The organism is Pseudomonas lurida (assembly GCF_002563895.1).
Classification (GTDB): Bacteria; Pseudomonadota; Gammaproteobacteria; order Pseudomonadales; family Pseudomonadaceae; genus Aquipseudomonas; species Aquipseudomonas lurida.
Genome location: NZ_PDJB01000001.1, coordinates 1102665 through 1116435 on the forward strand (window position 1 = coordinate 1102665; position 13771 = coordinate 1116435).

At 61.3% G+C, this 13771-nt stretch carries 10 protein-coding genes; 4 read left to right on the top strand and 6 right to left on the bottom strand.

The features are described from left to right. Positions 1–12: 12 nt before the first annotated feature. From ftsA to lpxC, 3 genes are all read left to right on the top strand, one after another. Positions 13–1275: a cell division protein FtsA gene (gene ftsA / locus ATH90_RS04985; protein ID WP_025855584.1), complete on the top strand. Its 1263-nt coding sequence runs from the start codon at positions 13–15 to the stop codon at positions 1273–1275. Between the two features lie 66 nt (positions 1276–1341). After that, the gene (gene ftsZ / locus ATH90_RS04990; protein WP_010170471.1) at positions 1342–2538 is read left to right on the top strand and encodes a cell division protein FtsZ; all 1197 of its coding nucleotides are present in this window, start codon (positions 1342–1344) and stop codon (positions 2536–2538) included. Between the two features lie 112 nt (positions 2539–2650). After that, positions 2651–3562, top strand: a complete 912-nt coding sequence (gene lpxC / locus ATH90_RS04995) for a UDP-3-O-acyl-N-acetylglucosamine deacetylase (RefSeq protein ID WP_003171886.1) — start codon at positions 2651–2653, stop codon at positions 3560–3562. Between the two features lie 137 nt (positions 3563–3699). Here lpxC and ATH90_RS05000 read toward each other — a convergent pair whose 3' ends face one another. From ATH90_RS05000 to ATH90_RS05025, 6 genes are all read right to left on the bottom strand, one after another. Beyond that, entirely contained in the window at positions 3700–5193 is a 1494-nt protein-coding gene (locus ATH90_RS05000) for a sensor domain-containing diguanylate cyclase (protein ID WP_098465801.1), read from the bottom strand. Positions 5194–5280: 87 nt separating this feature from the next. Beyond that, positions 5281–6603 (bottom strand): OprD family porin, encoded by a 1323-nt coding sequence (locus ATH90_RS05005; RefSeq protein WP_098465802.1) that lies wholly within the window; start codon positions 6601–6603, stop codon positions 5281–5283. A gap of 304 nt (positions 6604–6907) precedes the next feature. Further along, positions 6908–8272 carry a heavy metal sensor histidine kinase gene (locus ATH90_RS05010; RefSeq protein WP_069021821.1) on the bottom strand — a complete coding sequence of 455 codons (1365 nt, stop codon included), beginning with the start codon at positions 8270–8272 and terminating at the stop codon, positions 6908–6910. Beyond that, positions 8262–8939, bottom strand: coding sequence for a heavy metal response regulator transcription factor (locus tag ATH90_RS05015; protein WP_034102259.1), 678 nt, complete (start codon positions 8937–8939; stop codon positions 8262–8264). Before ATH90_RS05015 ends, ATH90_RS05010 begins: the two co-directional genes overlap by 11 nt. Before the next feature lie 31 nt (positions 8940–8970). Next, positions 8971–12066 carry a multidrug efflux RND transporter permease subunit gene (locus ATH90_RS05020; RefSeq protein WP_098465803.1) on the bottom strand — a complete coding sequence of 1032 codons (3096 nt, stop codon included), beginning with the start codon at positions 12064–12066 and terminating at the stop codon, positions 8971–8973. Beyond that, positions 12063–13229 (bottom strand): efflux RND transporter periplasmic adaptor subunit, encoded by a 1167-nt coding sequence (locus ATH90_RS05025; RefSeq protein WP_069021825.1) that lies wholly within the window; start codon positions 13227–13229, stop codon positions 12063–12065. Before ATH90_RS05025 ends, ATH90_RS05020 begins: the two co-directional genes overlap by 4 nt. A 213-nt stretch (positions 13230–13442) precedes the next feature. Here ATH90_RS05025 and ATH90_RS05030 point away from each other — a divergent pair, with 213 nt between their 5' ends. Next, positions 13443–13676, top strand: a complete 234-nt coding sequence (locus ATH90_RS05030) for a hypothetical protein (RefSeq protein WP_034102262.1) — start codon at positions 13443–13445, stop codon at positions 13674–13676. Positions 13677–13771 lie beyond the last annotated feature (95 nt).

Consider the following 13771-nt stretch of genomic DNA (forward strand, 5'->3'; position numbering starts at 1 on the left):
GAGGCAGGACCCATGGCAAACGTGCAAAGCGGCAAAATGATCGTCGGTCTCGATATCGGCACCTCCAAGGTGGTGGCGCTGGTGGGCGAGGTCGGGGAAGACGGCACGATCGAAATCGTCGGTATTGGCACGCATCCGTCCCGGGGCCTGAAGAAGGGCGTGGTGGTGAACATCGAGTCCACCGTGCAATCGATCCAGCGCGCCATTGAAGAGGCGCAGCTGATGGCCGGTTGCCGGATCCACTCGGCGTTCGTCGGCGTGGCCGGCAACCATATCCGCAGCCTGAACTCCCACGGCATCGTGGCGATCCGCGACCGCGAAGTCAGCTCGGCCGACCTTGAGCGCGTCCTCGACGCAGCCCAGGCCGTGGCGATCCCGGCTGACCAGCGCGTGCTGCACACCCTGCCGCAGGACTACGTGATCGATAACCAGGAAGGCGTCCGCGAGCCCCTGGGCATGTCGGGCGTGCGTCTGGAAGCCAAGGTCCACGTGGTGACCTGCGCCGTCAATGCCGCACAAAACATTGAAAAATGCGTGCGCCGCTGCGGCCTGGAAATCGACGACATCATTCTTGAGCAACTGGCTTCGGCCTACTCGGTACTGACCGACGACGAAAAAGAACTGGGCGTGTGCCTGGTCGACATCGGCGGCGGCACCACGGACATCGCGATCTTCACCGAGGGTGCGATCCGTCACACCGCTGTGATCCCGATTGCCGGTGACCAGGTGACCAACGACATCGCCATGGCGCTGCGTACACCGACCCAGTACGCCGAAGAAATCAAGATCCGCTACGCCTGCGCCCTGGCCAAGCTGGCCGGCGCCGGCGAGACCATCAAGGTGCCAAGCGTGGGCGACCGTCCACCGCGCGAACTGTCGCGCCAGGCCCTGGCCGAAGTGGTCGAGCCGCGCTACGACGAACTGTTCACCCTGATCCAGGCTGAACTGCGTCGCAGCGGCTACGAAGATTTGATCCCGGCCGGCATCGTGCTGACCGGTGGCACCTCGAAGATGGAAGGCGCGGTCGAACTGGCCGAGGAAATCTTCCACATGCCGGTACGCCTGGGTGTTCCCCATGGCGTCAAAGGCCTGGGCGACGTGGTGCGCAACCCGATTTATTCCACCGGTGTGGGCTTGCTGTTGTACGGGCTGCAAAAGCAGACCGACGGCATTTCCCTGTCGGGCCCGAGCAACCGTGACAGCTACCGCAGCGACGACGAGGCCAAAGCGCCGTTGTTCGAGCGCTTGCAGGCTTGGGTTAAAGGCAATTTCTAAAGATTTACCGCAACACCGTTTCAAGCAGTAGGCGAAAAAACTAGAGAAAACGAAAGGAGAGGGAACATGTTCGAACTCGTAGACAACATCCCCGCAAGCCCGGTCATCAAAGTGATCGGTGTCGGCGGTGGCGGCGGCAACGCTGTCAACCACATGGTCAAGAGCAACATTGAAGGCGTTGAATTCATCTGCGCCAACACTGATGCCCAGGCGCTGAAAAGCATCGGCGCGCGGACCATCCTGCAATTGGGCACTGCCGTGACCAAGGGCCTCGGCGCTGGCGCCAACCCGGAAGTCGGCCGTCAAGCCGCGCTGGAAGACCGCGAGCGTATTGCCGAAGTGCTGCAAGGCACTAACATGGTGTTCATCACCACTGGCATGGGCGGTGGTACCGGTACCGGTGCTGCGCCGATCATTGCCGAAGTGGCCAAGGAAATGGGCATTCTGACGGTTGCTGTCGTGACCCGTCCGTTCCCGTTCGAAGGTCGCAAGCGCATGCAGATCGCCGACGAAGGCATCCGTCTGCTGTCTGAAAGCGTCGACTCGTTGATCACCATCCCTAACGAGAAGCTGCTGACCATCCTGGGCAAGGACGCAAGCCTGCTGTCCGCGTTCGCCAAGGCCGACGATGTACTGGCCGGTGCCGTTCGCGGTATCTCCGACATCATCAAGCGCCCAGGCATGATCAACGTCGACTTTGCCGACGTACGTACCGTCATGAGCGAAATGGGCATGGCAATGATGGGCACTGGCTGCGCCAGCGGTCCGAACCGTGCACGCGAAGCCACTGAAGCGGCTATCCGCAACCCGTTGCTGGAAGACGTGAACCTGCAAGGCGCACGTGGCATCCTGGTGAACATCACCGCCGGTCCTGACCTGTCCCTGGGTGAGTACTCCGACGTGGGTAGCATCATCGAAGCCTTCGCTTCCGAGCACGCCATGGTCAAAGTCGGTACCGTTATCGACCCGGACATGCGCGACGAACTGCACGTGACGGTCGTGGCTACCGGCCTGGGCGCAAAAATCGAGAAGCCTGTGAAGGTCATCGACAATACCGTTCATACCAGCCACGCCAGCCAGCAAGCTGCCGCTCCAGCGCCTGCGCGCCAGGAACTGCCGTCTGTGAACTACCGTGACCTGGACCGTCCGACCGTGATGCGCAACCAGGCTCAGGCCGGTGCTGCGGCGTCCCGTAGCCCGAATCCGCAAGATGATCTGGACTACTTGGACATCCCGGCATTCCTGCGTCGTCAGGCCGATTAATGGAATGTATCAGGGCTATGAAGGTGATTGGTGTTCAGCAAAGGTCTGGTCTGCTATTATCGCCAGCCTTTGTTGATACCAGTTCGCAATTTGCGCTGAAGCGGTCCAAGCCATGATTAAACAACGCACTCTGAAGAATATTATTCGTGCCACAGGTGTAGGTCTGCACTCCGGGGAGAAGGTATACCTGACCCTCAAGCCTGCACCTGTCGACACCGGCATCGTGTTTGTGCGTGCCGACCTGGACCCTGTGGTGCAGATTCCTGCTCGCGCGGAAAACGTTGGCGAAACCACCATGTCGACCACATTGGTCAACGGTGACGTCAAAGTGGATACGGTGGAGCACTTGCTCTCGGCCATGGCTGGCCTGGGCATCGATAACGCCTACGTCGAGCTCTCCGCGTCCGAAGTCCCGATCATGGATGGCAGCGCTGGACCCTTCGTATTCTTGATTCAATCTGCCGGCCTGGAAGAACAGGACGCAGCCAAGAAGTTCATTCGCATTCTGCGGGAAGTGACAGTAGAAGACGGCGACAAGCGCGCCACCTTCGTCCCGTTCGAAGGCTTTAAAGTGAGCTTTGAGATCGATTTCGATCACCCGGTATTCCGTGACCGCACCCAAAGTGCAAGCGTGGATTTTTCCAGCACTTCGTTTGTAAAAGAAGTCAGCCGCGCCCGTACCTTTGGTTTCATGAGTGACATCGAGTACCTGCGCAAGCACAACCTCGCACTCGGCGGCAGCGTTGAAAACGCCATTGTGGTCGACGCGGATGGTGTACTGAACGAAGACGGCCTTCGCTACGAAGACGAGTTCGTGAAGCACAAGATCCTCGATGCAATCGGTGACCTCTACCTGCTGGGCAATAGCCTGATAGGCGAGTTCAAAGGCTTCAAGTCGGGCCATGCCCTTAACAACCAGCTGCTGCGCAAGTTGATTGAGCAGACAGATGCTTGGGAAGTCGTGACCTTCGAAGATGCCAGCACCGCACCGATCTCTTACATGCGTCCCGTTGCGGCGGTGTAAGTCACAACTCTCTTCTTTAGTTTTGAAAGGCTGCCTTCGGGTGGCCTTTTTTTATGCCTGGTGATCCGCCAGCGATAACGCGCGGCAAGCCCCGCTCACCGCAGAAACCTGCGCACCCCAGGAAGGGGCCGCGCTCATCACAGGGTCGCCGCATCCACAATCCGATTACGCCCCGTATGCTTGGCTTCGTACAGCGCCCGATCCGCACTCAGCAACAACGTCTCCAGCGACAGGCGGCTGCGCTTTTCCCAGGTACTCATGCCAATGCTCACCGTAATCGGCTGTTTATCCCCCGCCACCCTCGGCAAGTGTTCGATGCTGCTGCGGATATGCTCGGCGATCACCCTGGCGCCCTTGGCATCGGTCATCGGCAGCACCACAGCAAACTCTTCACCGCCATAACGCGCCGCCAAGTCGGCCGGACGGCGGATATTGGCGCCGATCACTTGCGCCACCGTGCGCAGCGCCGCATCACCGCCATGATGGCCGTGGCGGTCGTTGAAGGCCTTGAAGTGATCCACGTCGATCATCAGCACTGTCAGCGGCTCCGTCGAGCGTTGCGCGCGATCCCACTCCAGGCGCAGGCGCTCGTCCAGGATGCGGCGGTTGGCCAGGCCGGTCAGGGCGTCGGTGGCTGCCAATTCTGACAGGACGCGCTCAGCGCGATAGCGGCGTCGCAGTTCCCGGCGCAGCATCCAGGTCAGCCATAACAAGCCAATACAGAGGATGCCAGTGGCACCACTGGTCAGGAGTGCGGCGCGTATCCAAGGGGCGAATACATCTTCACTGGACAGTGCTACCACCACAATCAGCGGCAGTTCTCCGACATTGGTGAAGGTGTACAGGCGCTCCTTGCCGCTAATGGCCGAGATGGCCTGGAAGCTGCCATTGCCTTCACGCAGTATTCTTTTGAAGTTCGGTCGTTCGCTCAGGTCCTTGTCAATCATGTCGCTTTCCAGCAGTGGCTGCTGCGCCAGCAAGATGCCTTGGTTGTTCAGCAGGTTGATGCTGCTGCCATTGCCGATCGTCAGGGTGCTGAATAGCTGATCGAAATACGCCAGGCGCATGGTCGCGACCGCGACGCCCGCGAACTCGCCATTGGGTCCCGACACGCGCCGACTGAATGCCATGCGCCAGACCTGGTCGCAGTTGCAGTGGATCTTGAACGGCCGACTGATAAACAGGCCGGCCTGGGCGTCCTTGGCATGCACCTGGAAATAATCGCGGCTGGCAAAGTTGCGCGGGGTGGGTTGCAGGGTGGAAGAGTCAGCGATCACCGCGCCATTGGCGTCCAGCAACAGCACTTCGCCCTTGAAAGGCGCCGCCGTGGATAAGTCGAACTGCACCAGGTGCTGGATATTCGCCGCAACCTGCGACAGATCATTGCGCTGCTTGGCTGCGATCAACCCCTTGAGGGCCAGGTCGTAGAGCTCGACGTTACGCAGCACGTCGGCGTTGATCAATTGCGCAATATTGGTGGTTGAGCGCGTGGCGGCCCGCAGGGTGCTGGCGTGTTCACGGATCAGCAATACGGCGACGATCACAACGATCAAGGCGACGGTGAGGCCACTGCCCAGAATCAGTAGAAGTTCCGGGCGTGCTGGCAGGGTACGAATGCGGGGTCGACTCATCGCGCAGACTTCAGCAGGGAAGATGCTGGCAGTTTAGTTCTACGCGATGAAAATTAAATCACTGGTTAAAAAGAAAGATGCGTGGGGTCAGAACACGTTGATCGGATAGTCGACGATCACCCGGTACTCATCCACGTCCCGGTCTACCGCGGCATAACCGTTGCTCCCGCGGTTGACCGCCCATTGCAGGCGCACCGCCAGGTCCTTGGCCTTGCCGCCCTGTACCACGTATTTCACGTCGATGTCCCGTTCCCAATGCTTGGCGTCCTTGCCATCGGCGCTGTACCAGGCACTGTAGCCACGGCTTTGCGGGTCGACTTTGGTCAGGTCGGTCTTGCCGCTGATGTACGAAACGGCCGAGGTCAGCCCGGGCAGGCCCAGGCCGCCGAAGTTATAGGCGTACTTGAGTTTCCACGAACGCTCATTGGGGCCGTTGAAGTCGGAGTATTGCTGGGAGTTGTCCAGGTACACGCTGTCGCCCTGGGCGATGTAGTCGAACGGCGTGTTGCCGTTGACCCGCTGGTACGCGGCGGTCACGCTGTGATGGCCGACGTCCACGGTGAAGTGCAGGCTGTAGGTGTTGTTGTCGATATCCCCCAGCAGCGACTGCCCGGTGTCCTGGGTATGGTAGTAATGCAGGCCGGGGTTGAGACTGATCATCTCGTTCACCACGTAGGTGTAGTCCAGGTCGTAGTAGTACTGGTGCCACACGTCCTTGAGCTCGGAGGCGTAGAGGTTGCTGGTCAGCCCGTCGATACCGCTGAACGACACGCCTGCCCAGTTCATGTGCTGGCTGTCTGCGTTGGCGGGCAGGGCGCCATAGCTGGTGCCGATGCGGCGGTGGCTGCTCTGGTTGTAGAGCTTGGTAAAGCTGGCCTGGCCACCTTCGAACATCCAGCCATCGAGGCTGTGATTGGTCAGGCTCACGCCGCGGAAGGTCTGCGGCAACATGCGGGTCGCGCCGCCGGCGATCACCGGGTTATTGAGGAACAGGTCGCCGGCTTTCAGTTCGGTGTCGAATGCGCGCATTTTCAAGGTGCCACCTGCGGTCGAGAACGAACCGGGGGCCTTGCCGTTGCCGCTGCCGTACGGAAGGATGCTGGAACCATCCGTGCCGCCACCGCCGTCGAGTTTAAGGCCGAGCATGGCGTGAGCGTCCAGGCCGAAGCCGACGGTGCCCTGGGTGTAGCCGGATTCGAAGGTGCCGATGAAACCCTGGCCCCACTCCTTGCTGTCATCGGTGTGGATGTCACGACGGTCGCGGTTCATGTAGTAGTTGCGGGTGTTGATGTTGAGGTGCGAGCCTTCGACGAAACCGTCTGCAGGTAGGGTGTCTGCCGCGTGGGCAAGGGGCGTGATCGTTGCTGTGATTGCGAGAAATAACGGGGTGAACGTCAGCGAGTTCTTCACCGGTGTAGCTCCTTTGGTCAATCGGAAACGGCCAATGTCGTGGGTGTGTGCCTGGCCTTTTTTACGGCAAAAAAAAGCCGCTGAAGTCAGCGGCTTTAAGACAGATTCCCAGTGTAGAGCCCTGGAAATAAGTCGAGGGAAATTCGGGTAAGCGGGAGGCTGCCTTTGCCGTCGCGCTCATCGATGCGTCAAATTAACGCAGGCGAGCGGTGCGATACAGAGTGTAACAAGATAATGACTGTTGCCCAAATCGCAACAGTCAGGGCGATGGAGGGCTTCTGTGGCCACCTGTTGACCGAGGTGTTCAGGCCGGAAGAGTAATGCCGAAGGTATTGCCGCCTTGCTCGCTGCGCACGAACACATCGCCGCCGTGCATCAACGCAATAGCCTTGACGATGGCAAGGCCCAGGCCGTGATTGGCGCCGCTGTTGCTGCGCGACGCATCTACCCGGTAAAAACGCTCGAACAACCGTGGCAGGTGTTCGCTGGCGATCGCGTCGCCGGGGTTGGTCACACCGATCGCCACCTGATGCTCCTGCACCTCGATGTTCACGGTGATCACCTGCCCGGGCGCGGTGTGCTGTACCGCGTTGCTCAGCAGGTTGATCAGGGCTCGGCGCAGGTGCGCCTTTTCGATCTGCACCAGGGCATCGCCTCGGACCTGCACCTGGACCTGGGCGTCTTCGAGGATGAAGTCCAGGTAGTCGAGGGTGGTCGCCACCTCATCGGCCAGGGAGCTTTCGATCAGCTTTGTGGCCTTGCTGCCCTGGTCGGCGCTGGCCAGGAACAGCATGTCGTTGATGATCGAGCGCAGGCGCTCCAGCTCCTCGAGGTTGGATTGCAGCACCTCGAAATAATGCTCGGCAGAGCGCCCGCGAGTCAGCGCGACCTGGGTCTGGCCGATCAGGTTGGTCAGTGGCGAGCGCAGTTCGTGGGCCACGTCGGCATTGAACGACTCAAGGCGTGAGTAAGCCTGTTCCACGCGGTCGAGGGTGGAATTGAATGAGTTGACGAACTGGCTCAACTCCGGCGGCAACGGTGACAGTTGCAGGCGTCCGGAGAGCTTGGGTGGGGCGAGTTTCTGTGCCTCATCCGAGAGTTTGCCCAGGGGTTTGAGGCCGATGCGCGCGACCCAGAAGCCCAGCAACGACGCCAGCACCACGCCCACCAGCGAGAGGGCGACCAGCGCTACCAGCAGGTGGTGCTGGGTGGCACGGAAATTCTCGGTGTCGATGGCGATCATGAAACGCAAGGGCGGGCGTTGATCCTTGGCCGGGAACTGGCTCACCAGGACCTTCAGCGGGTATTCGCGCCCCGGCAGGCGCAGGTCGCGCTTGCCCGTCGGGCCTTCGGCGAAGGCACGGATCTGCGCATCGGGGTTGCCGTACTCGTAGTTGGGATCGCTGCTCACGACCCAGAACCGGATGCGCTTGTCTTCCTCGCCCAACAACTTGAGCTTGGCCTGAATCTTCACCCAATGGTCCGGTGTGCCGAAGCGGTTCACCGACGACTCCAGCACGCTGTAGCGCGCATCCAGCTCGGCGCCTGGCAACAAGCCGAGGCTGCGGTCCACCTGCTGATACAGCGCGCCGCCGATCAACAGGAAGATCAGCAGCGCCACCAGCGTGAACAGGCTGCTCAGGCGCAGGGCAATGGAGTTAGCTGACACTTCGGCTCTCCAGCACATAGCCCATGCCGCGGATGGTGTGCAGCAGCTTGGTGTCGAACGGCCCGTCGAGTTTGGCACGCAGGCGCTTGATCGCGACTTCCACCACGTTGGCGTCGCTGTCGAAATTGATGTCCCAGACCATTTCCGCAATCGCGGTCTTGGACAGGATCTCGCCCTGGCGCCGCGCCAATACGCTGAGCAGCGAGAATTCCTTGGCGGTCAGGTCCAGGCGCAGGCCGTTGCGGCTGGCCTTGCGGCTGATCAGGTCGATCCACAGGTCGGCAACCGTCACCTGCACCGGTTCGTGGCCGCCGCTGCGCCGTGTCAGGGCTTGCAGGCGCGCCACCAGTTCCAGGAAGGAAAACGGTTTGCCCAGGTAATCGTCGGCGCCCTCGCGCAGGCCGCGAATGCGGTCTTCCACACGCTCGCGGGCGGTGAGCATGATCACTGGCGTCTGCTTGCGTGCGCGCAATGCACGCAACACACCAAAGCCATCGAGGCCGGGCAGCATCACGTCGAGCACGATCACGGCGTAGTCGTTTTCCAGCGCCAGGTGCAAGCCCTCGACGCCTTCGCGGGCGACGTCGACGGTGTAGCCCTGTTCCGTCAGGCCGCGGTGCAGGTAATCCGCGGTTTTTTCTTCGTCTTCAATAATCAGGACGCGCATCAGCCTTTTGCTCCAGGGCGGGGCCTCAGCCTCAATGTGTGGTCGCCAACGCAGGCGTTGGTTTGGGCTTGTGGAAAAACTTTTCAAGGTACAAGTATATGACGGGGGTGGTGAACAGCGTCAGCGCCTGGCTCACCAGCAAGCCGCCGACCACCGCGATACCCAGCGGTTGGCGCATCTCCGCACCGGGGCCGGCACCGAGCATCAGCGGCACCGCGCCGAGCAGGGCCGCGAGGGTGGTCATGATGATTGGCCGGAACCGCGTGACACAGGCTTCATAGATCGCGTCCTCCGGCGACAGGCCCCTGACGCGCTGGGCCTCCAGGGCAAAGTCGATCATCAGGATGCCGTTTTTCTTCACGATACCGATCAGCAGCACCAGGCCGATCAGCGCCATGATCGAAAAGTCCTGGCCCATCAGCGACAGCATGATCAGTGCACCCAACCCCGCCGAGGGCAAGGTGGAGATGATCGTCAACGGGTGCACGAAGCTCTCGTACAGCACACCGAGGATGATGTACACCGCCACCAGCGCCGCCAGGATCAGCCATGGTTGACTGGCCAGCGAGCTCTGGAAGGCTTGGGCTGCGCCCTGGAAATTGCCGATGATGGTGGTCGGCATGCCGATTTCATTCTTGGCCTGGTTGAGCATGATCACCGCATCGCCCAAGGCCACGCCCGGCGCCAGGTTGAACGACAGGTTGGCGGCCGGGAACATGCCGTCATGGCTGATCGAAAGCGGCCCCACGCTAGGTGGGTCAACCTTGGCCAGCGCTGACAGTGGCACCATCTCGTTGGTCAGCGGCGAGCGCAGGTAGAAATAGTTGAGGCTTTCGGCCTTGCCGCGTTGCTGGGTGTCCAGTTCCAGCACCACTTGGTACTGGTTGATCTCAGTCTGGAACTCGTTGATCTGGCGCTGGCCGAAGGCGTCGTACAGCGCCTGGTCGACATCGGTGGCGGTCAGGCCAAAGCGCGCGGCGGCCTGGCGGTCGATGCTGATATGGGTGATGCTGCCGCCCAGTTGCAGGTCGTTGGACAGGTCGCGGAATGCCGGGTTGGCGCGCAGTTTTTCGGTCAGGCGTTGGGTCCAGGTATTGAGCGTCGGGCCGTCATTGCTCTTGAGCACATACTGGTATTGGGCGCGGCTGGGGCCGGAACTCAAGTTGATGTCTTGCCCTGCGCGCAGGTACAACACGATGCCCGGCACCTTGGCCAGCTTCGGGCGGATGCGGTCGATGAACTGGCTGGCGGATACATCGCGGTCGCCGCGGTCTTTCAAGGCGATCCAGAAGCGGCCGTTGGCGATGGTCTGGTTGCTGCCCGTTACGCCTACCGAGTGCGAAAACGCCTGCACCGCCGGGTCGGCCTTGACGATCTCGGCCAGTGCCTTGTGCTTGGCGACCATGTCCGGGTACGACACATCAGCCGCCGCTTCACTGGTGCCGAGCACGAAGCCGGTGTCCTGTACCGGGAAGAAGCCCTTGGGGATAAACACATAGCCGACCACGGCCAGGGCGAGGGTTACCACGAAGATCGCCGCCATCGTGCGTTGATGCGCCAGGGCGCGGCGCAAGTTGCGCGCATAGCCAGCCAGCAGTCGCTCGCTGAAGCCTGGTTTGTCGTGGGCGTGATGGGTGGGGGCGCGCATGAACAGTGCGGCCAGGGTAGGCGCCAACGTCAGCGAGACCACTACCGAGATCAGGATGGTCGAGGTCGCCGTCAGCGCAAACTCCTTGAACAGCCGCCCGACCACGCCGCCCATGAACAGCAGCGGAATAAACGCCGCCACCAGCGAGAAGCTGATGGACACCACGGTAAAGCCGATCTCGCCGGCCCCCTTGATTGCTGCTTCGCGCTTGTCGAGGCCTGCCTCCAGGTGGCGGTGAATGTTCTCCACCACCACGATGGCATCGTCCACCACAAACCCCACGGCGATCACGATCGCCACCAGTGTGAGGTTGTTCAAGCTGAAGCCCATCAGGTACATCAACGCAAAACTGGCGACCAGCGACACCCCCAGCACGCTGGACACAATCATCGTGGCCGACAACTGCCGCAGGAACAGCGCCATCACCGCCACCACCAGCAGGATGGCGATCAGCAGCGTCACCTCGACTTCATGCAGCGACGCACGGATGGTCTTGGTGCGGTCAGTCAACACGCTGACCTGCACTGATGCCGGCAGCATGGCTTGCAGGCGCGGCAGCTCGGATTGGATGCGGTCAACGGTCTCGACGATATTCGCGCCGGGCTGGCGCGAGATCACAAGGTTGACCCCTGGCGTGTCGCCGGACCAGGCCTGTACGTAGGCGTTTTCCGACCCGTTGATGACTTTGGCAATATCACGCAGTTGAACCGGTGCACCGTCCTTGTAGGACACGATCAACTGGGCGTACTCATCCGGGTGGAACAACTGGTCGTTGGTCGACAGGGTCGACACGCTGTTCTCGCCGTAGATCGCGCCCTTGGCCAGGTTGAGGCTCGATTGCTGGATGGCCAGGCGGATATCGGCCAGGGTGAGGCCGATGGCGGCGAGTTTGTCCGGGGAGGCTTGTACCCGGATCGCCGGGCGCTGCTGGCCGGTGATATTGATCTGGCCCACGCCGTCGATCTGGCTGATCTGCCGCGCCAGCAGGGTTTCCACGTAGTCGCTCAGCTCAGTGCTGGGCATGCTGTTGGAACTGACGCTGAGGATCAGCACCGGGCTGTCCGCCGGGTTGACCTTCTTCCAGGTCGGCAGGCTGGGCATGTCACTGGGCAGTTTGCCGGACGCGGTGTTGATCGCCGCCTGCACTTCTTGCGCGGCCGTGTCGATGCTCTTGGTCAGGGTGAATTGCAGGGTCAGCAGGCTGGAGCCGAGGGCGCTGCTGGAGGTCATCTGGGTCATGCCGGGGATGGCGCTGAATTGCACTTCCAACGGCGTGGCCACGGATGAAGCCATGGTGTCCGGGCTGGCCCCGGGCAGGGTGGCAGTGACCTGGATCGTCGGGAATTCCGCTTCTGGCAGTGGGGCGATGGCCAGGCGTGGGAATGCGATGAGCCCGAGCAGCACCAGTGCGAAGGTCAGTAGCAGCGTGGCGACGGGGTGGTCGACGCACCAGGCCGACGGCGAACGAATGCCACTCATGGCTGCACCTTGGCATCGACGGTCTGGATCACCTGCGGCGGCTCCTTGAGCACCTCCACCTGGGCACCGGCCTTGAGCCGAGACTGGCCATCACTGACCAGCACATCCCCGGCCTGCACGCCCTTGATGATGTTCACGTCGCTGTCCTGGTACGTGACCTGCACCGGTACCACATCGACCTTGTCACCCTTGACCCGATACACAAAGTGCGAATCCAGGCCGCGTTGCACCACTGTCGGCGGTACCACCAGGGCATTTTTGTCGAGGGCGGTCTGGATCTTGATGGTCACCAGTTGCCCTGGCCACAGGCGCTGCGAGGCGTTGTTGAATTCGGCCTTGGCACGCAGGGTGCCGGTGGTAGAACTGATCTGGTTGTCGATGAGGCTCAGGTGGCCTTCGCCCAGCAAATCACCGGTCTGGCCGTCAGTGTCGGCACCCATGTAGGCATCGACGCTGGCCTTGGTGGGCGCCGCGATCAGGCCTTGCAGGGTCGGCAGCATCTGCTGCGGCAGGGAGAACTCGACGGCAATCGGGTCGATCTGTGTCACGGAGAACAGGCCCTGGGTGTCGCTGGTGCGCAGGAAGTTGCCTTCATCCACGGTGCGAATACCCACACGGCCGCTGACCGGTGAACGTATTTGGGTGTAGGAAAGTTGTACCTGAGCCGAGTCGATCGCCGCCTGGTTGCCTTGGGCCGTGGCCTTGAGCTGGTTGACCAGGGCTTGTTGCTGGTCATAGGTCTGTTTGGACACGCCGTCGTCGACGCTCAATTCCTTGTAGCGCTTGAGGTTGACCAGCGCCACCTGCAACTGCGCCTGGCTTTCGCCGAGTTGGGCCTTGGCCTGGTCAAGGCTGGCGCGGATCGAGCGGTCATCGATGGTGGCCAGCAGGTCGCCGACCTTGACCAATTGGCCTTCCTTGACCAGCAATTTGGTCAGGATGCCGTCCACTTGAGGGCGAATCACCACACTGTGCAGCGACAGTACCGAGCCAATCCCGCTGACAAAGCGCGGAATATCCTGCTGTACCACGCTGACCACCCGCACCGGTATCGCCGTGGGCGCCGCCAGCTTGGTCTTGGCTGGGCGGGTCAGTGCCCAGGCTGCAACAGCCAACACCACGAGGACACCCACGATCAGGGCGGTTTTTCGTTGAATTTGCATGGGTGAGGCGCCAGGACAAAGAATTGGAAGTGTGTGAGGCCTTTATAGCCTGCCAACCCGGTCAGCACGGTGACTGCTAACTGACAGCGCTGTCAGTAAAGGCCGACCATTCGTACAGGTGGTGGTTAAAGATCCGAGGCGGGCAGGTATACTGCGCCCCAGCGTGGCCCGCAAGCCGGCCCCGCGTCATTCTTTGCACGCTCCGGAGCTTCCATGACTTCCCCGACACAACCCCCTGTTGACGCGGCCGACCTCGTCGATCCGGCCAGCGCCGAAGGCGTTGAAAAAGCCGAGATCCCGGCGTTCAAGTTTCCCTTCAAGCCGGGTGAGCTGGCGGGGGCCAAGAATACCGCCCAGCCCTGGTACAAGAACGGCGCCAAGAATGGCCACACCAAGAGCCCAGGCATGGCGCCGCCGGGCACTCGCCGTTCCATGGGTAAACGTTAGGATTAATCCGCTGTAATATTTGCGGATGTTGCCTACAGCCTCCGTTGATCTTTCTGCTTGTAGGCCCGCGACCGTTTCTTGAAAGCTTGCACAGC